Source organism: Oceanobacter sp. 4_MG-2023 (assembly GCF_030689165.1).
GTDB lineage: Bacteria > Pseudomonadota > Gammaproteobacteria > Pseudomonadales > Oceanobacteraceae > Oceanobacter.
On sequence record NZ_JAUYVV010000023.1, the window covers coordinates 20678 to 45361 of the forward strand.

Here is a 24684-nt window from a genome sequence, read left to right on the forward strand (position 1 = left end):
TACAGTCCAACACCACCCACCTGCTTAATCCGATGCCAGAGGTTAAACGATTATTTTGCTCGATATTCTTTATCTTGATGACCATTTGGTGGCCATTAACAAACCCAGTGGCTTGCTGGTACATCGCAGTGATATTGACCGCCACGAAACCCGTTTTGTCTTGCAGCTACTGCGCAACCAGCTAGGTCAGCGGGTTTATCCGGTGCATCGGCTGGACAAACCAACGTCCGGGGTTCTGGTGTTTGCACTTTCCAGTGAGATAGCCAGCCAAATTGCTGATCAATGGCGGGAACGTGTGATCGATAAACGCTACCTGGCGATTGTGCGTGGTTATATGCCCGAGTATGTACACATCGACTACGCCATGAGTCCGCCGATTGATAAATACGCCAAACAGCCAGTAATCAAACCACCACAAGAAGCCATTACCGACTTCCGTTTATTGGCCACCATCGAGCTGGATGTCGAGATCGACAAGTATCCGCAATCCCGTTACTCACTGGTTGAAGCCATGCCGAAAACCGGGCGCAAGCATCAGATTCGCCGTCACCTGAAACATCTGAGCCACCCTATTATTTGTGATGCCCGTTATGGCAAGGGGCGTCACAGTCGCTACTTTCGTGACCATCTCAATGCCGGACGCTTGTTGCTCCATGCCTGGCAACTCCATATGACACACCCTGTCACGCAACAGCCACTGGTGTTTACTGCTCCGTTGGATAACGTCTGGTGGTCACTGGTGCAGCGCTTCCAGTGGCAAGCACAGCTACCGGAGTTGCTCGCCGCAACCTTACCTGAGGATAACAAGGAGCGGACATCGGTCTGAGATTCTGCATCCTACTCCCCAAAGTTGTGCACATTTTTGCCTGAATCAGAAGTTGTGCACAGCCTTGCAGAAAACAACCTCAGATCAAGCCTATTATCCACTGGCGATGACCTTTGAAGGCGTGTTGTCAGGCCATTTTTTTTCCTGAATGGTAAAAATAACCGATAATTTGCCTTGACGACCGGTTACCCACAGAATCTGTGGATAAATCTGAGGACAATTTCTTTAAAAGTACCTGCAAGCCGCACCAATACTGGCTTTTCCTTAAATTGTTCGGTTTTGAACCAAAAACAAAAACTCTTATATTTCAATAAGATAGCAATATATCGGTTTTTTTGAAGACACTTGTTGACTTTTATCGATGATGGAAATGACGGTTTTATGACTATGTGAATAACGCCTGTTAGAAAATATTGACGTGTCATTTTTAAAAAAAATCACTGTCAAGACTTGCAAGCTGTCATTCCTTGGTTAATTTCAAAATACCCGATCAAAAACCGGGAACAAGTCTGTGGATAATTATGGGGATAATTTTCTGGAATTTGAAATTGACAGCTGCCATTTTTGGAGTACCAAGGCACATCTTTTTCAGCTTATAAAAAATACTTGCTTTTCAAGGTCTTAGGTGCCGACTCCGAGTGCTTGTCAAGTACTGCATCCAAAAACTGTCCATGACGACCATGATGGTCTATGTGAGTAATTCATCAAGCCAGTGCGAACAGCGACGGTATTCTCTGCTGATTCTGTACCAATTATTTGAAAATACACTTGACGTCATCAGGCTGTCGATTTAGCCCACTGCCACTTCATCCACAGTTTCTGTGGATAATTGTGTGAATATCATCTTTAAAAGCGCTGCAGAGCCAGTCAGGGCAACGGTCCCGCTAATTTGTTCATTTTTTAACCAGCAAGAAAGACATGTTACCCACAGACACAGACAAAGCTTTGATTCGGTAACAGTCAAGCCTCGGCAGTAAAAAATATCATGGATATAAGCAGCGGCTATAAGAATTGTGAAGCAGACATGCGCCGCCAACATTGGCTTCACTGTTGGCGGGATAATAAAAACCCGGACAACAAACGCTGCAGAATACAGCGTCTATCGATCCGGGTATCAAGGCTGGTCAGTGAAGCCTAGAGTACGCCCAGTGCTTCTGCCAGTTGGTCTGCTGGCATATAGCCAGGGAACAGACGGCCATCGTCAACAATAATGGCTGGGGTGCCATTCACACCCAGTTGTCGCCCCATCAGGTACTGCTCTGCAATCGGCTCATTACATGCTGTACTTGCCTGCATATTGGCAACCAGTGTCTGCTGTAATTCATTTACGCGCTTCTGCACGGCAGCATCCCCTGCACGCAACTGCCGACTCAGCGAGTTCAGTTCACTCTGGGCATTTTTCATATCGGTCATGGCTGTCTTGCGATCATCCTGACACCAGACGTAGTTAATTTTCTGGAATGACTGGGTCAGCTGGCCAGTATTGGGATCCTGAATACCGGAACGAGGGTACGCCAGGTAACGCACGGTAATGCCCAGTTCATTAATACGCGGAATTTCCTTGTGCAGCTTCTGGCAATAACCGCAGTCAATATCAGTGAAAACGTTGATCAGCGCTTTTTGTTTGCCTTTGGCCGGGAACAGGACGGTATCGGTATCGGCAATGGTTGCCATGCTTTCGGCACGACGCGGGTTCATACGCTCTTGCGTCACATTGACCGCGTGTGGGCCATCAATGGCAATCAGTTCATCACGATAGATAAGATGGCTGGCATCCGGCGTCATATACAGTGCCGGGCCACCTTCCAGAATCACTTCCAGAATCTGGTTATTGGCAATCAGACTGGTACCTTCCACTTTTACCTGTGGCCCATACACCTGTTGTAAATGGGATTCTGCCAGTGTCCGGATTGCCGCGGCAGCAGCCTGAGTCGGTTCTGCTGCATCCGAATCGTTACAGGCGGTCAGACCAACCACCAAAAACGACAACAATAATTTCTTCATTGTGTCCTACACCCTGTTGTCAGGAATAAATTTCGGTTTTGAAGCCGGAGAGGGTCATTGGTTCCAACCAATTCATAGCGATCTTGCCAATACTGTTTTACAGCCATAAAAAAACGGGCACAAGGCCCGTTCTTTCCAAACAAGAAGGTTATACCTTCTCTTTGATACGTGCAGATTTACCGCTACGTTCACGCAGGTAGTACAGTTTCGCCTGACGCACATCACCACGACGTTTGACAGCCATGCTGTCAATCTGTGGGCTGTGAGTCTGGAAAGTACGTTCTACGCCAACACCGTGAGAGATTTTACGGACGGTGAAAGCAGAGTTCAGGCCGCGGTTACGCTTGCCAATCACTACACCTTCAAACGCCTGCAGACGCTCACGGGTACCTTCTTTTACCTTAACCTGTACAACCACAGTGTCACCTGGGCCGAATTCAGGAACGGATTCTTTCAGCTGGGCGTTCTCAATCTGCTGAATGATTGGGTTCTTGTTGCTCATTGTATGCTCCTTAACAGTCTGGCGATTTGGTGTCAGATTCACTCACTCGTTCGCTCAGATACTCTGTCAATAACCTATGTTGTTCGTTACTCAGTTCCAGCGTGTCCAGTAAATCCGGTCGACGCTCCCAGGTTCTGCCAAGAGACTGTTTCAGCCGCCATAGGCGGATTTTCTCGTGGTTGCCACTCAGTAATACCGCAGGGACAGATTGTCCGTCGTACACTTCCGGACGAGTATAATGGGGACAGTCGAGCAGGCCTTCCATAAAGGAGTCCTGCTGGGCCGACAAGTCATGCCCAAGTACACCCGGCACCAAACGAATCACCGCATCCATCAATGTCATTGCCGCCAGTTCACCGCCGCTGAGTACAAAGTCGCCAAGCGACCACTCTTCGTCGATTTCCTGCCCGATCAAACGTTCATCAATGCCTTCGTATCGTCCCGATACCAGAATCAGCTTGTCGTGTTGTGCCAGTTCCAGCACCCCCGCCTGATCCAGTTTGCGCCCTTGCGGTGACAGATAAATCACTCGCGCCGGTTTCCCTGGTTGCTGATCTGCCGCTTCACGAGCGGCGGCAATGGCATCCTGCAGCGGCTGGATTTTCATCAGCATGCCGGGGCCACCACCGTAAGGACGATCATCGACGGTCTGGTAGTTGTCGTACGCAAAATCACGGGGATTCCAACGCTCGACAGCAATCTGTCCCTGCTTCACTGCCCGTCCGCTGACACCATAATCGGTGAGCGAATTGAACATATCCGGAAACAGGGAAACAACGCCAAACCACATCGTGTGGGCCTCTATACCGGTGCTGTCAAAACAGCACTGGTCAGTAATCTGCTTCCCATTCGACCTGGATCACCTTGCTTTCAAGGTCGACATCCAGAACGATGGTATCTACGTAGGGGATCAGGCGTTGTTGCTGATCGATACTGCCTTCGCAGCTCGTCAGTTTCATTACCTGGTTACCACCACCAGAATCAAACAGCTCTTTTACCTTGCCCAGCAGCTGACCCTGGGTATTCTCTACCTTCAGATCTTCCAGCTGGAACCAATAAAATTCATCGTCGTCGGGTTCGGGTAATTGCGAGGTATAAACGGCAATCTCGGTTTGAGACAGCGCCAGCGCCGCATCGCGGTCTGCTATACCTTTCAGTTTTACCACAATCCCTTTGCTTTGGGTTTGGCTTGCTTCCACTTCAAACGTCCGCCACTCACCATTGATACTCAATAGCCAGATCGGGTAGTCCAGAATGTTGCTCACCGGATCGGTAAAGGAATACACCTTGACCCATCCCTTGATGCCAAATGCGGTCGAGATCTTGCCCAGAACGGTAATTTCCTGGTCAGTCACCAACGCTCCCTCAGCTGGCACGAATTAAGCTTCAGCGTCAGCTGCAGGAGCAGCAGGCTGGGCTTTACGTGCATCTTTGAGCAGTTTGGCAACACGCTCGGTAGGCTGAGCACCACGAGCCAGCCAGAAATCAACACGTTCCAGATCGATACGCAGGCCTTCTTCGGAGCCACGAGCAACCGGGTTAAAGAAACCCATACGCTCGATAAAGCGACCGTCGCGAGGACAACGCGAATCCGCTACGTTGATGTGATAAAAAGGACGTTTTTTTGAGCCACCACGGGCCAGACGAATAACTACCATAAAAAAGATCTACTCCGATCGTTTTATCAAGCGGAATCCCAGTCAGCGTTGGTCTGAAAAACAGAGTCACACTACCGGATATTCCGGGTGGCGGGTTTTGGAATCGCCCGCCGTTCAACATCTTTCCCGCTTGCCAATCATGCTGTTATCGCCCGGAGGCGATTCATCTCAATCCGGATACAGGCGAAAAAGGCCTATTAAAAGGGGCGCAGATTGTATGCTGGATAGATCAGGAAGTAAACGACAGTTTGCCGGCACTTGCCCGGACACACCCGCCAGACCAAAGCCCAACAGCGCTTCAGGTGCTGGCCTTGTCGGCGGCAGAATGATCCGGGGTAGTATCGGTGCTTTTCGCCTTGAGTGGCTTCGATGGCTTGACCATCACAGAGGCCACGGCAGCCACCAGCATCGACACCCCCAACACCGCAAATGCCTCGTTGTAAGACATCACCGAGGCCTGCTGTTGCACCTCGGTTGCGACCTGAGACAATACTTGCGGCGCCTGTGCTGGCAGCCCCATTTGCTGCCCCAGCAGTGCCAGATAATCCAGCGTCGATTGGCTATTGGCCACCAGCGTCTCGCGAATTTCCGCACCATGCAGGTCAGTGCGTTTTTGCAACAGGGTTGCCAGGCCAGCAATACCTATCGCTCCACCCAGGTTACGCATCACGTTAAACAACGTCGACGCCGAAGCAACATCCTGCGGCGGTAACGCCGCTGCCGACATTAATGACAGCGGCACCATGATAAACGGCTGTCCTAACGCCCGCAGCAATAACGCCGGAATCAGATAACTGCCATCATAGTCCATGCTCATATGCATATTCATAAACAGGCTCATCCCCATGACCACAAACCCGATCGCTACCAAAAAACGGGCTTGCACAAACTTGAGAATTCTGGGGATCAACGGAAAAAACGGCAATTGTGGAAAGCCAACCCACATCAGTACCAGGCCAATATCCAACGCGGTGTAATCATGTAATGACGCCAGATACAAAGGCACCAGATACACGGAACCAAACAGCCCGAATCCCAGCATCAGATACGCCACACAGGCCAGACTGAAATCCTTGTTGGCAAACAGGCGCAGATTCACCAATGGAAACGGCACCCGTAACTGGTGTCGTACAAACAGTACCAGCGATAACGATGACACCAGCGCCAACCAGCGAATGTACTCAGCCTCAAACCAGTCATCCTTGGCGCCTTCTTCCAATACCAGCTGCAAACACCCCAACCCCAGCGCCATGGTGACCATACCCAGCACATCTATCCGGGCTAGCTGGGTGTCATCAACCTTGCGTTTCTCCAGCCCCATGGTCAGCAGGGTGATCACAGCGGCCCCGGGTATGACATTGAGGTAAAAGAGATAATGCCAGCTGAATGTTTCTGTTAACCAGCCTCCCAGTGTCGGGCCAATACTGGGAGCGAAGGTTGCTGTGACACCAAACAGCGCCATCCCGACCGGGCGTTTGTCCAGCGGCAGCAAGGTCACAATCAGGTTAAACGCCATCGGAATCAGCGCGCCGCCGGTAAATCCCTGCAACGCCCGGAATACAATCATGCTCTCGAGGTTCCAGGCCAGCGAACAGGCCAGCGAGGCCGCCACAAACGCCGCACTGTTCCACACCAGATAACGCCGCGGCGACAGCCAGGCGGCAAAAAAGCCGGTCAATGGGATAGCGATCATTTCAGCCACCAGGTACGAGGTCGCAATCCAGGAGGATTCCTCCAGAGTGGCACCCAACGCCGCCTGAATATCTTTCAACGAAGAATTGGTGATCTGAATATCGAGAATGGCCATAAAGGCACCCAACAGGGCACCAGCAATCGCTAACCAGTAGCGCGGAAAACGCTCAGTCACACGCTACTCAGCCACAGCAGCAGTAAAAACAGCAGCGTCAACCGACATGCCAGGGCGCAGCATCGAGGTATCCTGACCGTCCTCAAACACCAGCTTGACCGGTAATCGTTGTACCACCTTGGTGAAGTTACCCGTTGCATTCTGAGGAGGCAGCAGAGCAAATTCTGAACCGGTGGCCGCAAAAAAACTGTCAACATGGCCTTTGAATATCAGATCAGGCAAGGCATCAACCCGGATTTCAACCGCTTGTCCGACTTGCATCTCGGCCACCTGGGTTTCCTTGAAATTGGCATATACCCAAACCGGGTGAGTCACCAGACTCATCAAGCGGGCACCGGGTGCCACACTCTGTCCCAGCTGAATCTGGCGGCTGGTGATTATCCCATCACGGGGAGCCACAATGGTGCAGTAATCCAGCATCAGCTGAGCCTGAGCCACCGCCGCCCGGGCTTCTGTCACACTGGCCTGTAACTGCGGAGCCTCGCCCTTGACCGCCACCAGATTGGCCTTGCGAGACGCCAGTTGGGCTTCGTTTTCGTGTAGCCGGGCCTCAGCCGAGGCCTGGGTCAGTTCGGCGGCATCAATGGCATCCTGCGATACATATTGCTGTTGTTTGAGTTGCTGCAGGCGCTTCAGTTGTTGTTGTGCGCGCCGGTATTCAGCCCGGGCACCTTCCAGCGAAGCCGCAGCTGAAGCGATTTGGGATTGTTCCGCCACTACCCGGTCGGCCAGATGTGTCAGTCGGGCCTGGGCTGCAGACAGCATGGCCTGCTGTTGCTGTAAACGGGTCAGATACAAGGCAGGGTCCAATGTCAGTAACACATCGCCTTGCTTCACCGCCCGATTGTCCTGGGCTTCCAGCGCCAGCACGGTTCCATCGATCCGGCTCATCACCGGTACAATATCGGCCTTGATGTAGGCATTGTCGGTATCTTCGCGGCCCTGATGCCACCACCACCAGTAACCCGCCAGACCGGTGATCAATAACAACAACAGAACAATCACTACTTTACGCATCGCCTTACATCACCCAGAGGAGCCAGAACAGGGCGCTAAACTAGCTTGCTATTTAACAAATTGGAAATTAAATTGTTTTCACATACTGTTCCATAACCGGCAACAACTGCGGTTATGCAAACAACCGTTACCACCACAATGATTACCATCATGACAACCACCATCATGATGATCACCATAACGGCGACCACGGTTATTACCGCAGTGCCACCCCGCCGACTGACCTTCCAGTCGGTGCAGGGTCACAGCGATAATCAAGGATAGCATCGGGGTAAAAGGCGAGCGGAAAGACGCAATAAAAGTCAGGAGTTAGCGATAGCGCTACAGCTCCGACAGAATTTCCGCACGCTTGGTGCGATATTCCTGTTCGCTGAGCAGGTTCTTCTCACGCAGGGTTTGCAACCGCAACAGGCGCTCTTCGACGGTTTTCCCTTGCGCCGGTGGTACAACAACCTCTCGCTGCATGTTCTGATGCTGCTGGATTCTGTCATCACAGACATAATACCGCGCCGTCATCTTGGTTTTGGTAAAGTTCTTGTAGTTACCGGTTGCCATGCGTTTGCGATGATCACTCTGATTGGTCGAGGTAATCACTATCTGGTCAGCCCCGAACTCTGCGGCTGATTGCCGATGCTCCTGCTGACAATGCTGAATGCCATTACGACCGTTGTTGATACAGGTGCTCTGCTTGACCATACGGCAGCGTTGTTCATCCACAGATTTTTTAATTTCTACCGCTTGAGCCGTCACGCTGGCACTGACACCCAGCAATACTACCGCCAACATCTTTTTCATGATTTGTCTCGTCATTACTGCCGTTGCCATAACTACCAGAACCACCCGACTTCCTATAAATCGCTGCGGCGTAGCTCGGGCTTGTGATAACGGCCGGTTAATAGAGCCAATCCGCTGCCCCAAAGGCTGGCGGATTGGCAGTAGTGCCTGCGTTGACCGGTAAAGAGAAGCCGGATCAGGCAGTTCAGTTCTCTTCACACCAGACGCGCGCGTTGCGGAACATACGCATCCAGGCACCGTCTTCGCTCCAGGGTTCGCCATCCGCTCCAAGTGGAATATACGAATTCTGGATAGCACGGAATACGCGCTCCGGGTGCGGCATCATGATCGTTACCCGACCATCAGCCGCGGTCAGACCGGTAATACCTTCTGGCGAGCCGTTCGGGTTGAGCGGATATTGCTCTGTGACCTTGCCATAATGATCAACATAACGCAGCGCCACTTGGCCGGCCAGTTCACTGAGATCCGCTTGTGAGCCAAACTCTGCCCGGCCTTCACCATGCGCCACCGCAATCGGCATGCGCGAACCAGCCATGCCCGCAAGGAACACGGAATCGGATTCCTGCACTTCGACCATCGCCACCCGTGCTTCAAATTGCTCGCTCATATTGCGCACAAAATGTGGCCAGTGTTCAGCACCCGGTATCAGTTCGTGCAGGTTTGACAACATCTGACAACCATTACAAACCCCGAGGGCAAAAGTATCTGGGCGTGCAAAGAAGGCTGCAAACTGGCTACGGGCCTGATCGTTAAACAAGATCGACTTGGCCCAGCCTTCCCCGGCACCCAATACGTCACCGTAAGAGAACCCGCCACAGGCCACCAGCCCACGGAAGCTTTCCAGCGTCACAGCCCCTGACAGTATATCGCTCATATGCACGTCAACAGTGGCAAACCCGGCGCGATCAAACGCAGCCGCCATTTCGATCTGGCCGTTAACCCCTTGTTCCCGCAGGATGGCCACTTTCGGAGCATCGGCAAATATTGAATCGGGCAAATCTGCCGTAATATCCTCGTTCACATCAAAGCTTAACTCGGCGTGAATCCCGGGGTTGTCGCTGTCCAGCAGGGCATCAAACTCTTGCTGGGCGCAGTCGGCGTTGTCGCGCAGCGCCTGCATACGGAAACTGGTTTCTGCCCAGACTCGATGCCAGCGAGTGCGGGATTCACTGAGGAATTCTTCATCCTGAAAGCTGAAGGTGATCTGGTCATCGTCATTGGCGGCACCAATCACAGCGGTGCAATCTCCCAGACCGGCGGCTTCAAATTGAGCCAGTACGGCTTCCAGATCGTCACGACGTACCTGCATCACTGCGCCCGGCTCTTCGGCAAACAGTGCTGCTGCCAGCTCGGACGGGGTATCGGCCAGCAGATCCATGGAAATATCCAGACCTGCGTGACCGGCAAACGCCATTTCCACCAGGGTAGCAAACAACCCACCATCTGAGCGGTCGTGATACGCCAGCAACTTGCCGTCGGCATTCAACCCTTGCACCACAGCAAAGAAAGCCTGCAAGTCTTCGGCATCGTCGAGATCGGCCGGAATGTCTCCGACTTGCTGATACACCTGGGCCAGACAAGAGGCTCCCAGGCGGTTCTGGCCACGGCCCAGATCCACCAGAATCAGGTCAGAGGCCATGTCTTTCTGAATTTGTGGTGTCAGAACCAGGCGGGCATCCGATACTGGCGCAAAGCCTGTAATCACCAGAGACATGGGGGAAGTCACCGCCTTGTCCAGGCTATCGCCCTGTTCGTTGGTGTCTTGCCAGCGGGTTTTCATCGACATGGAGTCTTTGCCCACTGGAATGGTCACTTGCAGCTCGGGGCAGAGCTCCATCCCAACGGCTTTTACCGTGGCGTACAGTTTCTCATCTTCACCCTCGTGACCAGCCGCACACATCCAGTTGGCTGACAGCTTGATGTCGGCTAACCGGGCTATCGGTGCCGCCGCCAGGTTGGTGATGGCTTCCGCCACTGCCAGTCGACCGGATGCCGGTGCATCCAGCAATGCAACCGGAGTACGCTCCCCCATCGCCATGGCTTCACCGACATAACTGTCGTAAGACGCAGTGGTTACCGCCACGTCTGCGACTGGCACCTGCCAAGGACCAACAAACTGGTCACGGGCAACGGTACCGGTAATGGAGCGGTCACCAATGGTGATCAGAAAGGACTTGCTGGCAACTGTTGGCAAGGTCAGTACCCGCTCCGCCGCTTCGGCCAGATCAATACCTGTCGTATCAAACGGCGTTGCCACTGTGGCGCGAGTTCTGGCATCCCGGTGCATACGCGGTGGCTTGCCCAGCAACACCTGCAATGGCATATCCACGGGCTTGTTGCCAAAGTGGCTGTCGGTCACGGTCAGATGTTCTTCTTCGGTGGCGTAACCCACCACGGCATAAGGACAACGCTCACGCTGACAGATGGCATCAAAGGTGGCCAGTTCCTGCTGCGGCACCGCCATCACGTAACGTTCCTGGGATTCATTCGACCAGATAGCCCGTGGGCTCATGCCTGGCTCATCATTCGGGACGTTACGCAGTTCAAACTGACCGCCACGTCCACCGTCCCCCACCAGCTCAGGGAAAGCGTTGGAGATACCACCAGCACCCACATCGTGAATAAAGGCAATCGGGTTCTGCTCGCCTTTCTGCCAGCAGCGATCGATCACTTCCTGGCACCGGCGTTCCATTTCCGGGTTTTCACGCTGTACGGAAGCAAAATCGAGATCAGCATTGGACTGGCCAGAGGCCATCGACGACGCTGCGCCACCGCCCAGGCCAATCTGCATCGCCGGGCCACCCAGCACAATCAGGGCAGCACCGACAGGAATATCACCCTTTTGTACATGCTCATCACGAATATTGCCGTAACCACCGGCAATCATGATCGGCTTGTGATAACCCCGGACTTCACCATCGTGTTGCAGTTCAAAAGTACGGAAGTAACCACACAGGTTCGGACGGCCAAATTCATTATTAAATGCCGCACCGCCCAATGGGCCATCCGTCATGATATCGAGAGCCGAGACAATCCGGTCCGGCTTGCCATACTGGCTTTCCCATGGCTGTTCAAAGCCGGGGATTTTGAGATCGGAAACCGTAAAACCGGTCAGGCCTGCTTTGGGCTTGGAGCCACGGCCTGTTGCCCCTTCGTCACGAATCTCGCCACCAGAACCGGTGGCCGCCCCGGAGTGTGGTGCAATCGCGGTTGGGTGGTTATGGGTTTCCACCTTCATCAGGATATGCATGGCTTCTTCGTGATAGCCGTACTGACCGGACTGCTCCGTCCCCATCGGGTTCGGGAAGAAGCGCCCTGCCTGATGACCACGGATCACCGACGCGTTGTCTTTATAGGCAGAGAGAATATTGTCGTGATAACACTCGTAAGTGTTCTTGATCATCTGGAACAGGGATCTGTCCTGCTCCTGACCATCAATGGTCCAGCTGGCGTTAAAAATCTTGTGACGACAATGCTCGGAATTAGCCTGGGCAAACATCATCAGCTCAACGTCGGTCGGGTTACGCCCCATGATCTTGTAGTTATCAACCAGATAATCCACTTCATCATCGGCCAGGGCCAGGCCCAGCTCTTTATCTGCCGCCAACAGCGCCTCGCGACCACCACTCAGCACATCCACTGTCGTCAAGGGTGCCGGTTCGGCATGGGAGAACAGCGCCGCGGCGCCATCGTGGTGGTCAAGAACCACTTCAACCATACGATCATGCAAGACGGCGGTCACCGCATCACGATCAGCAGCACGGCTGCCAGTGACGTAATAGGCGATACCCCGCTCCAGCCGCAACACCTTATCCAGGCCACAGTTATGGGCAATATCCGTGGCTTTCGATGACCAGGGAGAAATGGTGCCAAAACGGGGAATGACCAGAAATAAATCCGCCTCATCCATAAAGCCGGATTCCACGCTGTCAGCCTTGGGGCCATAACGAAGAATTCGCTCCAGAATCAGGTGCTCATGGTCAGCCAGATCGGCTTTGAGATCAGCAAAATGAACGAACTCGGCATAGACGCCAGTAACGGATGGAACTGCGTTCTGCAGTTTGCTGAGAATTCTGGATTGACGAAATTCCGAAAGCGCTGGTGCGCCACGCAGCTCAAGCATTGTGCCTTGACTCCAGGGGTGGGGCCGAAAATACGGGAAAAAATGAGGCCAAATGATACTGGATAGCAATCAACTCTGCTACCAGATGGCATCGTCTGAGCGACTGCGGCAACAGAGTTTTTCTGTTCTGATTACCGGATAAACTGATAAGAAAAGCAGCTACTCCGTGCTGAAAGCAGCCAAAAACAGGACAAAACAGTCCGACACAAGCGCACCACTCCGGCTGTCAGCAAGCGGCTTGCTGCGCTTGTCTGATTCGTGGCCATGGCACGCCCAAATGCGATGAAACCGGGCTTTATGGCGAATAAACAACCAGCAAAACCATCCTTATTGTCTTGATAACCACGATCAGATCACGATTAAACCACCTGCCATTGACAACACCTATTGCCACCATTCAGAGAAGCTCTTGGCTCAACGATTGTTTTTTAACCAACTTATGGTGTAAAATGGAACAATAATTGCTGCCACGCACCAGATTAGTGCAGGAGAGCACGATAGTTAATAATGGAGCCAACCTTACATGCTGATGAAATCAGTCAAACTGCTAACGGGTCTGATGACTCTGCTGGTCTGCCTTACCGCGATCACAGGTAGTGTACGCCCGACACAGTTAGAGCAAATACGGATGCACGGTGAAATCACCATGATTACCCGTAACAGCCCAGTGACCTACTACGAAGACCGTACAGGCCCGTCAGGCTATGAACTGGAACTGGCTCAGGCATTTGCCGACTATCTTGGTGTGCGACTGAATGTACAGGTGGCCGACAACCTGACTGGCATATTCACAGCATTAAATGCCGACCAGGCACAGTTTGCTGCCGCTGGCCTGGCTGTTACACCAGAACGTCAACGCTGGTTCCGTTTCAGCGAACCCTACCAGCAAGTCCGTGAACACGTGATCTATCGCCGTGGCACCCAGCGCCCACGCAAGCTCGACGACATGCTCAGCGGTATGATTGTAGTCCCGGCGTCATCCAGCCATGCCCAGACATTGCGTCGTGCCCAGGTGGATGAACGTCCAGAGCTGAGCTGGAGCGAAACCGGCGAGCTGGATATTACCGATTTGATGCATATGGTTGCTAATGGTGATATCGACTACACCCTGGTCAACTCCAACGAATTCAATATGCTGCAAGCCTATATCCCCAATATCGGTATCGGCTTCACCATTGATAATGAACGCTCACTGGCCTGGGCATTCCAGCACAATCGTGACAACTCCTTGCTCAATGCTTCACGAGAATTTTTTCAGTCACGCCAGACTCGCCAACAACTGGCAACGCTGAACGAGCGCTACTACGGCCATCTCGATGAGCTGAACTATGTCGGTGCCAAGCGTTTCTTGCGCCAGACTGTACGCAAGCTCGATCGTTACAAGCCGTATTTTGAACGATCCGCCAACGACAACCAGTTTGACTGGCGTCTGCTGGCAGCAGTGGGTTATCAGGAAAGCCACTGGAACCCGCTGGCAACCAGCTACACCGGCGTACGGGGCTTGATGATGCTGACCAATGCGACCGCAGGTGACCTTGGTGTCAGTGATCGTCTCGACCCAGAGCAAAGCATTCTTGGTGGCGGACGCTATCTGAACAGTTTACGTAACCGCCTGGGTACCCAGGTAGCCGAACCGGATCGTACCTGGATGACGCTGGCTTCCTACAATATTGGTTATGGCCACTTGCAGGACGCTCGCCGTCTGGCCTACGAAATGGGTGGCAATCCGAACCTGTGGCGCGATGTGAAAGAAGCTTTGCCACTGCTGAGCCAGAAGCGTTACCACAAAAACACCCGTTACGGTTACGCCCGTGGCAGTGAAGCCGTTGATTATGTCCAGAACATCCGCCGCTACTACGACGTACTGGTCTGGAATGACGAACAGGCTCTGCAGATTGCATCAACAGACAACGACAACCTGCACTTGTCCTCTTCCATGACTGTGGTACCGCCACTGCTCTGAATAACGGAAGCAGCCTGCCTGGCAAAAACCGCCGGACAACAGCCATAAAAAAACCGCAGCCCTTGTCTGGCTGCGGTTTTTTTATGCTGCTCAATCAGTGAGATTGGCGATCAGCGGTTACGATGATTTTTTATGACCACTCCAGACACCGCTGACATCTTCACCAGCCGCCTGGGCATCAGCGTGATACGAAGAACGTACCATTGGCCCGCTGGTTACCCGGCTAAAGCCCATTTCCTTGGCAATATTACCCAGCTCATCAAATTCTTCCGGTGTCACAAAACGCTCAACAGGCAAGTGTTCACGGCTTGGCTGCAAATACTGTCCCATGGTGATGTGGTCGACCAGATGAGCGCGCATATCCTTCATCACTTCGATCACTTCTTCGTTGGTTTCACCCAGGCCCAGCATCAAGCCAGACTTGGTGGGTACATCGGGGCGACGTTGCTTGTAGTTTTTCAGCAAGTCCAGTGACCACTGGTAATCGGAACCTGGACGGCTTTTTTTGTACAGGCGAGGCACGGTTTCCAGGTTGTGGTTAAACACATCCGGTGGCGTTTGCTCCAGCGTATCCAGTGCAACATCCATACGACCACGGAAGTCCGGCACCAGTACTTCAATCTTGATACTCGGGCTGTGTTCACGGGTCAGGGAGATACAATCAGCAAAATGCTGGGCACCGCCATCGCGCAAATCGTCACGGTCGACCGAGGTCACTACAACGTATTTCAGCCCCATATCCGCAATTGCCAGTGCCAGGTTTTTCGGCTCATCAACATCCAGCGGATTCGGGCGACCATGGCCAACATCACAAAACGGGCAACGACGGGTACAGATATCACCCATAATCATAAACGTTGCCGTACCGCCACCAAAACACTCACCCAGGTTCGGGCAGCTGGCTTCTTCGCATACGGTGTGCAATTTGTGTTTGCGCAGCTTGGCCTTGATATCACTGATTGCCGGGGTAGCCGGAATACGCACCCGAATCCAATCGGGTTTGCGTGGCATTTCTTCGGTAGGAATCACTTTAATCGGGATACGGGCAACCTTGTCAGCACCACGTAATTTTTGCCCTTGTACCGCTTTTACTCGTTCAGTCATCTGTTTACCCCAGCCTGCCCGGTCAGCGGGATCACCGCAACCAGGATGTATAATTTGGATCTGGCGCGGCAGATTATGCCGGGCGCGTGATCGTTGTGAAACCCAGGTGACGGATCAGCTGTTGTTCCAGCTGCCCAGCCACCTGATCGATGTTTAATCCGGCGTTTGGTGCTTCCCGAACCACCTGTGTCATTTCCAGCCCGGCGTAACCACAGGGGTTGATACGCAAGAAAGGCGTCATATCCATATCCACATTCAGCGCCAGACCATGAAAGGTACGGCCATTACGAATGCGCAGTCCCAGCGAGGCAATCTTGCGACCGTCGACATAAACCCCTGGCGCATCAGCTTTGGCAGCCGCATCAATACCCCATTGGGCCAGCGTCGCAGCGATCGATTCTTCCATGGCGGTCACCAAGGCCCGCGGACCAAGGCCAAGACGCTTGATATCCAGTAACAGATAAACCACCAGCTGGCCTGGGCCATGATAGGTCACCTGACCGCCGCGATCTGTCTGTACCACGGGAATATCCCCAGGCACCAGCACATGCTCGGCCTTGCCAGCCTGACCCTGGGTAAAGACGCCAGGATGCTGTAAAAACCAGATTTCATCCGTGGTCTCGGGTTGACGCCGGGCCGTAAAAGACACCATTTCCTCATAGCAGGGCTGATAATCAACCAGCCCCAGCTGACGAACCACCACCTCTGGCATCAGATCACCATATGCACCAGTTCGTGAGCACTCAGCTCTTTATGTAGCGCTTCCAGCTGCTCGATACCCGTCGCAGTAATATAAATTGTCAGCGACTGGAAATTACCCTTGCTGCTGTCACGCACCTGGATTTTCTCAAGATCGAACCCCGGAGCGTGGAGATGGAAAATATCCAGCACGACCTGGCGATAATTATCCGTGCCCTTGCCAACAACCTTGACGGGGTAATTGGCGCAGGGAAATTCGATTTTCGGCGCTTCCTGGGTGGTTGCAGGCTGGCCGTCCGCCTTGATCAAAGCCATGTCGATTACCTCAACAGTCGTGTAAAGAACATCTCGATTTCACCCATCAGCTGACCAACCAGACCGGATTCTTCTACCGCACTGATGGCAATCAATGGACGCTCCTCGATAACTTCACCGTCTTTGCGGACCACCAGAGTGCCCACCACATCACCTGCGGCAATAGGCGCCTTGATGTATTCATCGGTGTTCAGCTCAACATCCAGATCGCCTTCAGTACCACGGGGTACGGTCAGATAAAGGTCATCCTTCACCCCCAGGTCGATCTGATCTTGCTGGCCGAGCCAGACTTTGCGCTGTTCCAGCACATCGTTGGCGCTGTACAGTTTGTGGGTCTGAAAATAACGGAAGCCATAGGCCAGCAGCTTCTGGGTTTCCCTGGCACGGGCATCGTCACTGCGGGTACCCATCACCACGGCGATCAGGCGCATATCATCCCGCACCGCGGATGCAGCCAGACAGAATCCGGCAGCTTCGGTATGGCCGGTTTTCAGGCCATCGACAGAGTCATCACGCCACAACAGCTTATTGCGGTTAGGTTGACGAATATCGTTGTATTCAAAGTATTTTTCAGAATACAGACCGTAATAGGCCGGGTGATCCTTGATGATATGCCACGCCAATGTGGCGATATCCCGTGCGGTTGAATGATGCTCTTCCGCAGGCCAGCCCGTTGCGTTCATGAAATGACTGTTGGTCATTCCCAGCTTGATGGCGTACTGGTTCATCCAGTCGGCAAATGCATCCTCAGAACCGGCAAAGTATTCTGCCACCGCCACCGAAGCGTCGTTGCCGGATTGCACAATAATGCCGCGCAGCAAGTCGATCAGTGAGACCTCCGTACCTTCGCGCACAAACATTTTGGAACCGCCCTTTTTCCAGGCGTTAACACTGATTGGCACCATGGTGTCATCCGTAACATTACCCGTCACCAGTTCGTGCACAGCAATATAGCTGGTCAGCATCTTGGTCAGACTGGCAGGCGGCAAGGTCTCGTCGGCATTGTGCTCGACCAGGACATTGCCACTCTCAGCATCAATCAGAATAAAGGCCCGCGCATCCAGATCAGGAGCTTTGGGAACAATAATGGCAGCCGAAGCACAGGCCGCACTCAAGTATAAAAACAGGCTTAGTAGATAGCGCATGACTCTTGACTAACAGTAGGAGAGTTGAGCCGGGCATTGTAACACGGCCACCAGAATTTGCAGTCCAGACGAGAACGACATATTGCCGTCATAAAGAGCTGCGATATACAGGGTCACTGAGTCAGGATAATTGAGCCAGTCAGACCCCCGCTGGCCGCAATCAGGCAGTAAAGACTATAGGCGCAGTTCGCACCCCGATTTACACTGACCAATACAAACCAACGTTCACAAGAACCTTTATCTGACAGGAAGTTCCCATGCAACGCCTTGCCTGCTCCGGCCTGCTGGCCATCACAACGCTCGCTACCGCAGCTTTATTGACGTCGCCGCCGCTGCTGGCAGCCTCCCCATCAGCCTATCAGCCCAACTACCAACAGGGTCAGGCCTGGCTGGAATACCGCCTTGCCAACGAGACACCCGGCACCCGTGCACGTAACCTGATCCTGTTTCTTGGCGACGGCATGAGTGTCACCACGCTGACCGCTGCACGCATCTTTCAGGGCCAGCAACAAGGTTTCAGTGGTGAAGAAAACTTCCTGTCATTCGAGCGCTTCCCCTATTCCGGATTGGTCAAGACCTACAACACCAACCAGCAAACCCCGGATTCCGCCGGCACCATGAGCGCCATCATGACCGGCGTCAAAACCCGCGCCGGGGTGCTCAGTATTGGCCCCGAACAGGATCGCGCTGTCTGCCAGGGCAGCCAGGCCCACCAGCTGACAACATTACTGGAATACGCCAGCCAGCAAGGATTGGCCACCGGTGTGGTCACCACCGCCCGCCTGACTCACGCGACCCCGGCAGCAACCTACGCCCACACCCCCGAACGGGACTGGGAAGCCGACAGCGATCTGTCTGAAGAAGCGCGCCAGCAAGGCTGCGAAGACATTGCCGCCCAATTGATCCACCGCGGCTTTGCCAACGGGCTTGATCTTGCGATGGGCGGCGGCCGCAAGAACTTTATGACAACAGCCCGGGAAGGCGTACGTCTCGATACCGACCTGACCCAGCAATTCAGCACACGCTATCCCGACGGCCAACTTCTACTGAGCCGAAATGACCTTATGGGCATGCAGGCTCGTACCCCGGTGCTTGGCCTGTTCGCCGACAGCCATATGGCCTACGCCCATGACCGCACCAGCGCCGAACCCTCTCTCACCGAAATGACCTTTGCCGCCTTGCAGATCCTGCATCAGCAAACCCAAAACAGCGACCGGGGCTATGTCCTGATTATTGAAGGTGCCCGTATCGACCATGCCCATCATGCCGGCAATGCCTATCGCGCCCTCACTGATACCGTCGCCATGGCCGATGCTGTCGCCTTTGCCGACCGCATGACCAATGACAACGACACCCTGATCATGGTGACCGCAGATCACAGCCATACGCTGTCCTTCTCCGGTTACCCGCAACGTGGCAACGATATTCTTGGTCTGGTGCAACACAACGACCAGCTTACCCATGCCAGCGATGGTGCCCCTTACACCACGCTGGGCTACGCCAATGGCCTGGGTGCCAATGATATTGATCCGGTCAGCGCTGCAGAATCCGGCCGCCAGAATGGCCGAGTCCACTGGCATGAGGATGAAGACACCAGTCACCCGGACTTCCATCAGGCTGCACTGGGCCACCGGGAAAGCGAAACCCATGGCAGCGACGATGTCGCGATTCACGCCAAAGGCCCGGGGTCACAATGGTTCCGCGGCCTGCTGGAACAAAACAGCCTGTTTCACCTCGCCAGCCGGGCACTGCACCTAACCACCCAGGCCCCGGCCGTCACGGAGGACAACTGATATGACCGTTATGACCCCGCTCAAACGTGCCGCACAGCTCACCATCACCCTGAGTGCCATGGCACTGGCCAGCTGCGCGACCCATGACAGCAGTACCGATCCGGTCAGCGACAGCCAGCCACAACACACCACCGAGGTATTGATCCCCGGCCCGGTCAGCAGCAGTGACTGGTATGCCCTAGGGCAACAACAAGCCGACCAGCGCCAACAACAGCCAGACAATCAACACCGAGCCAAAAACCTGGTACTGGTCATTGGTGACGGCATGGGAATCACCACGTTAACGGCCGGGCGCATCTTCAGCGGCCAGCAACTTGGTCTTAACGGCGAAGACTTTGCCATGAGCTTCGAAACCCTGCCCTATTCAGCCCTGGTCAAAACCTACAACACCGACCTGCAAACACCGGACTCGGCAGGCACCATTACAGCCCTGCTCACGGGCACAAAAACCCGCGCCGGAGTACTGTCCGTCGGCCCTGGCGTCACCCGAGGAGACTGTGCCAGCGGTGCAGGCCAGACGCTCGACACACTGATGGATCTGGCACAAGCGCAAGGCAAGGGTACCGGTGTGGTCTCCACCACCCGCCTGACCCACGCCACCCCGGCGGCAACGTATGCCCACAGTGTCGATCGCAACTGGGAAAACGACAGCCAGCTGACTGACGAAGCCCGCACCTCCGGCTGTCAGGACATTGCCACCCAACTGGTCAACAGCGATCTCGATATTGCTCTTGGTGGTGGTCTGGCGCAATTTAACACCACTGCCACTGGCGGTGCTCGTCAGTCCGGCAACCTCACTGACGATTGGCAGCAGCGCCCGGATCATCACTTGCTCACCAACCGGGACGCCTTGCAAACCGCCGATTTGAGTCACGGCCAGTGGCTGGGGCTGTTTTCTCCCTCACACCTGCCATACGTTGACGATCGCGATACCCAAACTCCCGGTTTGCTGGATATGACCCAGGCCGCCGTGCAACGCCTGTCACACAACGAGGAAGGTTACGTACTGGTGATTGAAGCAGGCCGCATCGACCACGCCCACCATGAAGGCAATGGCTATCGCGCCCTGAAAGAAACCGAGGAATTACACCAAACGGTTGACTGGCTGCTGCAGTCTGTTGATCTCGAAAATACCCTGCTGCTGGTCACCGCCGACCATAGCCATACACTGACTCTGGCAGGCTATCCGACCCGCGGCAACCCGATGACAGCACTGGTAACGGGCAATGATGATCACGGCCACCCGGCACCAGAGCCTGATCGTCTGGCGGATGGCGAACACTACACATCGATGAATTATCGTAATGGCCCCGGCGCTGTCGCCATGCCGCGTCCGGCCATCAGCGCCGACGAAGCTGAATCACCAGACTATCGTCAGCAAGCGTTGATACCCATGTACTCAGAAACCCATGGCGGCGAAGACGTCGCCGTCTACGGGGCTGGCCCCTGGTCCCACCTGCTGGGTGGCACCATGGAACAACACTGGCTGTTTCACTTGATGCGTCATGCCCTGACCGTCGATACCGCAACAGGACGATAGCGACTGGGATAACAATAGGGATAGGGATACGTCGGTGATCGTACACGGGTCGCCGACGGCTTGGGTGTCGCCGACTCGCCGTCGCGTCTGCTGTTGGCCAATTCGGTTGGTCAAGTCACAACTCACTCCGGAGCGGGTAACAGAGAGGCTGCCCGCGCAGGGTGCAAGGAAATCATGGGAGCGCCATCCTGTTGTTGATAACTGTGCCGTAAACGAAAATGCTCGTTAATGCGGCGAACACACAGGGTTATTCTGACCGTCAGCCAACGATAATCGACCCGATCTTCAGCATGCACGATCACCGATGCCTGATTATCAACAATCGCCTGACACAGCGGAGCCATTAACGTCTGGATCGACTGGTCACGCAGTTCAACCAGATTCGCATCCAGCAGAAACTCGGCCAATGGCGGGGAATTGTCTTCATAATGGCTGCGAAATTCATCATGCACTGCCATACCCAACGGACGATAATCCAGACGTACCACCACCGGGGTTTCCTCTTCGCCAGCCGTTGACAGCGGATAACCGGGGGCCATAAACGCCGGAGGGGTTTGTCCTTGCAGTAACAGTGCCCGGTCCAGCCGGTGCTGTAACCGGTCCAGGCCGTTACTGAGTGGCACCAGCGTCCATAGCTGCTCAAGTGCCATCGCCGCCGCCGCCAGCTCTCCCTGAGCCAACCAATCCTCAACCTGTTGCTGATAGGCGGCAGCCCATTGATAGGCCAGTGGCACCACCGCCATATTGGTGGGCCAGAGGCGACGAAATTCATAGATACGTACCATGGCGTTCCAGACCGCAGGCTGGGATAATCGCCCGGCAGCCAGATCCTGTCGGATCGCCGCCAATGCCGCGCTGGCAGCCGTTTCCTCATTCTGTTCGGTGGAAACAGCCGCAGAGCCCACCGGCTTGGCCTGTACTGACGGACTGCCGCCGGTCAATCCCCATAACACTGCGACTGACAAACAAAGAACCCATATACCGCCAGAGAATCCGGGCGGCCATCCCTGATACTGAACACTCATTCGAGGAAATACGCCTTTATGTTTAACCCAACCGGACTGCTTCGCTATGGCACTCTGCTCTGTGTGCTGCCTGCCGTTGCACTGCTGATTGTCTATGGACTGGACTTGTCCGCCATTACCGAGTGCCAGCAGCAAGGGCTGACTTATTCACCCGAGCTTGGCAGCTGTATTGCCAGCGCCGAACCCATCACGACGTATTACGCACGCCATACCCTGATCATCAATATCAGCCTGCTGATTGCGACCGCAGGGGCATTGGCCATGACCGTCGGCATGGTGCTGAAAGGCCCCAGCCAGGGCAGGCAAAAGGACTGAGTTGCCAAGCTCCCGCCGAGGTCAAGGTGCTTCGCTTCAGGCACAACATTTTTTGAATTTTTTCCCTGATCCACAAGGGCAAGGGTCATTACGGCCCGGCTGCAATTGCTGCCACTCGGCCTCGCCATCGTAATAACGCCAGTGCTCACCCTGTTTAACAAAGCGTGAGCATTCATGCAGCGTTTGCCAGCGGCCATACGCGCGAAAGGTCGCGGTAAAACACACCGTCGCCGGATCACCCAGCTCATCGGCGCTCTCAATGTCCAGCCCGTACCAGCGCATGGAGGCTTCACATACCGGGCCGTCTGGCCGGGTGTCTGGATGCCAGCTGGCCTGCAGATAATCTTCCAGCTCCAGCACAAACGCACTGTAACGCGATCGCATCAACGCTTCTGCGCTGGCGGCTGGCTGCCCCAGATGTAATGGCTGACAGCAGTCGCCATAATTCACCACCGAAGATGCTGCCAACATGCGGCCACAAGGGCAGGGAGAATCCGGCGTCATTGAGCTTGTCCTCTGACCATCCCTAACAGACGGGTAATCCCCTGATCCAGTGACGGACTGTGTTGATCCGATGAAAAAGCCGCCATCATCCGTTGTCGCATACCGGGCAGGGTCATCATATCCCCCACCAGCGCGTTAAACGTGTCCTGCCCTTGTTCATTAACGGCCAGGGTTTCCAGAAACGCCAGCAGCAACTCTCCTTCCAGATCTGCCCAGCAACGGCTGGAAACCGCCGCCAGCACCTCGACAGAACGGGCAGCGGGATGCGCCAGCAGCGCGTGTAGCAACAGTCGGCGTTGTTCAATATTTTCGCTGTGAGACAGCGCCCGGGCAAACGCGGCGAGATCATTGGCATCCGGTTCTGCGGCAATCACACTGGCAAGCCGGTCATTGACCGCACTGGTCAACACCTGCCCTGGCGAAATATTTTCCATAAACCCGAGTATCACATTCAACGGCACCTTGGGCAGGTATGGCAGGGCCCGCGTCAGCAACGCCTGGTTATTGTCTTGCTGATAACCGGCAACGACTTCAGCCAGCCCCTGCAAGCCCAGTTGTTGCCAGTTTTCCCAGCCCATATCACCGGCCAGATAACCCCGGGTAGTGGCGTAAAAGCGACTGTCCGGTGCCCCCAGCTCGCGCGCGGCCAGCGCATGAAAATACGCCATTCGATGGGCATCCGGCTTGAAGCTGAACGGTGCTTCACCTTTATCATTGCTGCTGTCCCCGGCGGCCAGACGCTGGGCGATATAACGGACAAAGCCATCACGGGCCGGCGCATCCAGCAGGTTTTGTTCATCCAGCGGCAGCTTCAGGAACCAGATAGCATGCTGCCCCGGTTGCTCAGGGTGCCAGCTTAATAATGCCAGCCAGGCATGCTTGAGATACGGCACCGGATAACTGCGCCTCTGCTGCTCAATTTCTTCAAACAGCGCAGTGTCCAGTGGTTGAATACGGCGGCCCATGTCAAATACACGCAGGCTAGCGCCGCGCTGGCTTACCAGATCAGTAATGGTCACTCGTTGTCCTCTAAAAAATGCAAAAGCGGTCGCCAGTGTAGCAGATTCTGCCGAATGGCCGGTTGTCATGGTGAGGCAAATGGCAGGATCTTGCCGTGCTGGCAGCAGATCCTTCTGCGACACTCACAACAAGCAGGTATGATAGCCAGCCATTGCACAGGCACTCACAGGAGACAAGGTATGCTGATCGTATTGGCGCTGCTGGCCGGATTTATCATTGGTGGCGGAGGAGTAGGTTTTTGGCTCAGTCGTCGCTGGCAGCAACAGGTAAAAGACGCTGAAACCAGTCTGACGGAACTGCTCAGTCAGCATCAGCAAGAACAGGAAGCAGCCAAGACATTACGGCAACAGGCGGCAGATCTCAGCTATCAGCTCAACGAAGCCAACAAAACCATCCGCTATCTGGAAAACCGCCCGGGTAAATAATCAGCTCTGACCCCAGGCCAACCCTGCCAGCCGCTTGGCGGGGT

The 24684-nt window shown here is 54.4% G+C and carries 23 protein-coding genes; 7 read left to right on the forward strand and 16 right to left on the reverse strand.

Annotation, left to right across the window (positions count from 1 at the left end):
• Positions 1–55 precede the first annotated feature (55 nt).
• Positions 56–826, forward strand: a complete 771-nt coding sequence (gene truC, locus Q8W24_RS14010; RefSeq protein WP_305475720.1) for a tRNA pseudouridine(65) synthase TruC — start codon at positions 56–58, stop codon at positions 824–826.
• Positions 827–1960: 1134 nt separating this feature from the next.
• Here the strand turns inward: truC and Q8W24_RS14015 are convergent.
• The 7 genes from Q8W24_RS14015 to Q8W24_RS14045 form a co-directional block, all read right to left on the reverse strand.
• On the reverse strand, positions 1961–2830 hold the full coding sequence (locus tag Q8W24_RS14015; RefSeq protein WP_303432421.1) for a DsbC family protein: 870 nt from the start codon (positions 2828–2830) through the stop codon (positions 1961–1963).
• Positions 2831–2978: 148 nt separating this feature from the next.
• The gene (gene rplS, locus Q8W24_RS14020; RefSeq protein WP_303432423.1) at positions 2979–3332 is read right to left on the reverse strand and encodes a 50S ribosomal protein L19; all 354 of its coding nucleotides are present in this window, start codon (positions 3330–3332) and stop codon (positions 2979–2981) included.
• 10 nt (positions 3333–3342) lie between these two features.
• Positions 3343–4122 (reverse strand): tRNA (guanosine(37)-N1)-methyltransferase TrmD, encoded by a 780-nt coding sequence (gene trmD, locus Q8W24_RS14025; protein ID WP_303432425.1) that lies wholly within the window; start codon positions 4120–4122, stop codon positions 3343–3345.
• A gap of 40 nt (positions 4123–4162) precedes the next feature.
• Positions 4163–4687: a ribosome maturation factor RimM gene (gene rimM / locus Q8W24_RS14030; RefSeq protein ID WP_303432427.1), complete on the reverse strand. Its 525-nt coding sequence runs from the start codon at positions 4685–4687 to the stop codon at positions 4163–4165.
• Positions 4688–4711: 24 nt separating this feature from the next.
• A complete protein-coding gene (gene rpsP, locus Q8W24_RS14035; RefSeq protein WP_303432428.1) occupies positions 4712–4990 on the reverse strand; it encodes a 30S ribosomal protein S16 in 279 nt (92 codons plus the stop codon).
• A gap of 298 nt (positions 4991–5288) precedes the next feature.
• On the reverse strand, positions 5289–6857 hold the full coding sequence (locus tag Q8W24_RS14040; RefSeq protein WP_303432430.1) for a DHA2 family efflux MFS transporter permease subunit: 1569 nt from the start codon (positions 6855–6857) through the stop codon (positions 5289–5291).
• A gap of 3 nt (positions 6858–6860) precedes the next feature.
• On the reverse strand, positions 6861–7874 hold the full coding sequence (locus Q8W24_RS14045) for an HlyD family secretion protein (protein WP_305475722.1): 1014 nt from the start codon (positions 7872–7874) through the stop codon (positions 6861–6863).
• A gap of 114 nt (positions 7875–7988) precedes the next feature.
• Here Q8W24_RS14045 and Q8W24_RS14050 point away from each other — a divergent pair, with 114 nt between their 5' ends.
• Positions 7989–8138, forward strand: a complete 150-nt coding sequence (locus Q8W24_RS14050) for a hypothetical protein (RefSeq protein WP_305453316.1) — start codon at positions 7989–7991, stop codon at positions 8136–8138.
• A gap of 57 nt (positions 8139–8195) precedes the next feature.
• Here Q8W24_RS14050 and Q8W24_RS14055 read toward each other — a convergent pair whose 3' ends face one another.
• Together Q8W24_RS14055 and purL are read right to left on the reverse strand one after the other, a co-directional pair.
• Entirely contained in the window at positions 8196–8669 is a 474-nt protein-coding gene (locus Q8W24_RS14055) for a hypothetical protein (RefSeq protein ID WP_305415229.1), read from the reverse strand.
• Between the two features lie 184 nt (positions 8670–8853).
• Complete coding sequence (gene purL / locus Q8W24_RS14060) at positions 8854–12792, reverse strand: phosphoribosylformylglycinamidine synthase (RefSeq protein ID WP_305475724.1); 3939 nt, start codon at positions 12790–12792, stop codon at positions 8854–8856.
• Between the two features lie 523 nt (positions 12793–13315).
• Between purL and mltF the strand changes: the two genes are divergently transcribed.
• Positions 13316–14755 (forward strand): membrane-bound lytic murein transglycosylase MltF, encoded by a 1440-nt coding sequence (mltF, locus tag Q8W24_RS14065; protein WP_305415227.1) that lies wholly within the window; start codon positions 13316–13318, stop codon positions 14753–14755.
• A 117-nt stretch (positions 14756–14872) separates the two neighbouring features.
• Here the strand turns inward: mltF and lipA are convergent, their stop codons facing one another.
• The 4 genes from lipA to Q8W24_RS14085 form a co-directional block, all read right to left on the reverse strand.
• On the reverse strand, positions 14873–15859 hold the full coding sequence (lipA, locus tag Q8W24_RS14070) for a lipoyl synthase (RefSeq protein ID WP_303432445.1): 987 nt from the start codon (positions 15857–15859) through the stop codon (positions 14873–14875).
• Positions 15860–15932: 73 nt separating this feature from the next.
• Positions 15933–16571: a lipoyl(octanoyl) transferase LipB gene (lipB, locus tag Q8W24_RS14075; protein ID WP_305415226.1), complete on the reverse strand. Its 639-nt coding sequence runs from the start codon at positions 16569–16571 to the stop codon at positions 15933–15935.
• The gene (locus Q8W24_RS14080) at positions 16571–16873 is read right to left on the reverse strand and encodes a YbeD family protein (protein WP_303432451.1); all 303 of its coding nucleotides are present in this window, start codon (positions 16871–16873) and stop codon (positions 16571–16573) included. Before Q8W24_RS14080 ends, lipB begins: the two co-directional genes overlap by 1 nt.
• 5 nt (positions 16874–16878) lie before the next feature.
• Positions 16879–18018, reverse strand: coding sequence for a D-alanyl-D-alanine carboxypeptidase family protein (locus Q8W24_RS14085; RefSeq protein ID WP_305415225.1), 1140 nt, complete (start codon positions 18016–18018; stop codon positions 16879–16881).
• A gap of 257 nt (positions 18019–18275) precedes the next feature.
• On the opposite strand from Q8W24_RS14085, the gene Q8W24_RS14090 reads away from it, so the two are divergent.
• Positions 18276–19811 (forward strand): alkaline phosphatase, encoded by a 1536-nt coding sequence (locus Q8W24_RS14090; RefSeq protein WP_305415224.1) that lies wholly within the window; start codon positions 18276–18278, stop codon positions 19809–19811.
• Between the two features lies 1 nt (position 19812).
• Positions 19813–21351 carry an alkaline phosphatase gene (locus Q8W24_RS14095; RefSeq protein ID WP_305415223.1) on the forward strand — a complete coding sequence of 513 codons (1539 nt, stop codon included), beginning with the start codon at positions 19813–19815 and terminating at the stop codon, positions 21349–21351.
• A 122-nt stretch (positions 21352–21473) separates the two neighbouring features.
• On the opposite strand, the gene Q8W24_RS14100 is transcribed toward Q8W24_RS14095, so the two are convergent.
• Entirely contained in the window at positions 21474–22316 is an 843-nt protein-coding gene (locus Q8W24_RS14100; RefSeq protein ID WP_305475725.1) for a hypothetical protein, read from the reverse strand.
• A gap of 78 nt (positions 22317–22394) precedes the next feature.
• Here Q8W24_RS14100 and Q8W24_RS14105 point away from each other — a divergent pair, with 78 nt between their 5' ends.
• On the forward strand, positions 22395–22691 hold the full coding sequence (locus Q8W24_RS14105; RefSeq protein WP_305415221.1) for a hypothetical protein: 297 nt from the start codon (positions 22395–22397) through the stop codon (positions 22689–22691).
• A gap of 36 nt (positions 22692–22727) precedes the next feature.
• Here Q8W24_RS14105 and Q8W24_RS14110 read toward each other — a convergent pair whose 3' ends face one another.
• Both Q8W24_RS14110 and Q8W24_RS14115 read right to left on the reverse strand, forming a co-directional pair.
• Positions 22728–23195 (reverse strand): YchJ family protein, encoded by a 468-nt coding sequence (locus Q8W24_RS14110; RefSeq protein ID WP_303432465.1) that lies wholly within the window; start codon positions 23193–23195, stop codon positions 22728–22730.
• Entirely contained in the window at positions 23192–24214 is a 1023-nt protein-coding gene (locus Q8W24_RS14115) for a DUF3549 family protein (protein ID WP_303432467.1), read from the reverse strand. Before Q8W24_RS14115 ends, Q8W24_RS14110 begins: the two co-directional genes overlap by 4 nt.
• Before the next feature lie 180 nt (positions 24215–24394).
• On the opposite strand from Q8W24_RS14115, the gene Q8W24_RS14120 reads away from it, so the two are divergent.
• Entirely contained in the window at positions 24395–24640 is a 246-nt protein-coding gene (locus tag Q8W24_RS14120; protein WP_303432469.1) for a hypothetical protein, read from the forward strand.
• The last annotated feature ends 44 nt before the right edge of the window (positions 24641–24684 follow it).

Coding starts and splice junctions, on each gene's coding strand:
- lipB (WP_305415226.1), bottom strand. CDS start 16,571: ATGCCAGAGGTGGTGGTTCGTCAGCTGGGGCTGGTTGATTATCAGCCC.
- rplS (WP_303432423.1), bottom strand. CDS start 3,332: ATGAGCAACAAGAACCCAATCATTCAGCAGATTGAGAACGCCCAGCTG.
- mltF (WP_305415227.1), top strand. CDS start 13,316: ATGCTGATGAAATCAGTCAAACTGCTAACGGGTCTGATGACTCTGCTG.
- trmD (WP_303432425.1), bottom strand. CDS start 4,122: ATGTGGTTTGGCGTTGTTTCCCTGTTTCCGGATATGTTCAATTCGCTC.
- Q8W24_RS14110 (WP_303432465.1), bottom strand. CDS start 23,195: ATGACGCCGGATTCTCCCTGCCCTTGTGGCCGCATGTTGGCAGCATCT.
- Q8W24_RS14095 (WP_305415223.1), top strand. CDS start 19,813: ATGACCGTTATGACCCCGCTCAAACGTGCCGCACAGCTCACCATCACC.
- Q8W24_RS14120 (WP_303432469.1), top strand. CDS start 24,395: ATGCTGATCGTATTGGCGCTGCTGGCCGGATTTATCATTGGTGGCGGA.
- rpsP (WP_303432428.1), bottom strand. CDS start 4,990: ATGGTAGTTATTCGTCTGGCCCGTGGTGGCTCAAAAAAACGTCCTTTT.
- Q8W24_RS14045 (WP_305475722.1), bottom strand. CDS start 7,874: ATGCGTAAAGTAGTGATTGTTCTGTTGTTGTTATTGATCACCGGTCTG.
- Q8W24_RS14050 (WP_305453316.1), top strand. CDS start 7,989: ATGCAAACAACCGTTACCACCACAATGATTACCATCATGACAACCACC.
- Q8W24_RS14090 (WP_305415224.1), top strand. CDS start 18,276: ATGCAACGCCTTGCCTGCTCCGGCCTGCTGGCCATCACAACGCTCGCT.
- Q8W24_RS14105 (WP_305415221.1), top strand. CDS start 22,395: ATGTTTAACCCAACCGGACTGCTTCGCTATGGCACTCTGCTCTGTGTG.
- Q8W24_RS14080 (WP_303432451.1), bottom strand. CDS start 16,873: ATGGCTTTGATCAAGGCGGACGGCCAGCCTGCAACCACCCAGGAAGCG.
- purL (WP_305475724.1), bottom strand. CDS start 12,792: ATGCTTGAGCTGCGTGGCGCACCAGCGCTTTCGGAATTTCGTCAATCC.
- Q8W24_RS14055 (WP_305415229.1), bottom strand. CDS start 8,669: ATGAAAAAGATGTTGGCGGTAGTATTGCTGGGTGTCAGTGCCAGCGTG.
- lipA (WP_303432445.1), bottom strand. CDS start 15,859: ATGACTGAACGAGTAAAAGCGGTACAAGGGCAAAAATTACGTGGTGCT.
- Q8W24_RS14085 (WP_305415225.1), bottom strand. CDS start 18,018: ATGCGCTATCTACTAAGCCTGTTTTTATACTTGAGTGCGGCCTGTGCT.
- Q8W24_RS14015 (WP_303432421.1), bottom strand. CDS start 2,830: ATGAAGAAATTATTGTTGTCGTTTTTGGTGGTTGGTCTGACCGCCTGT.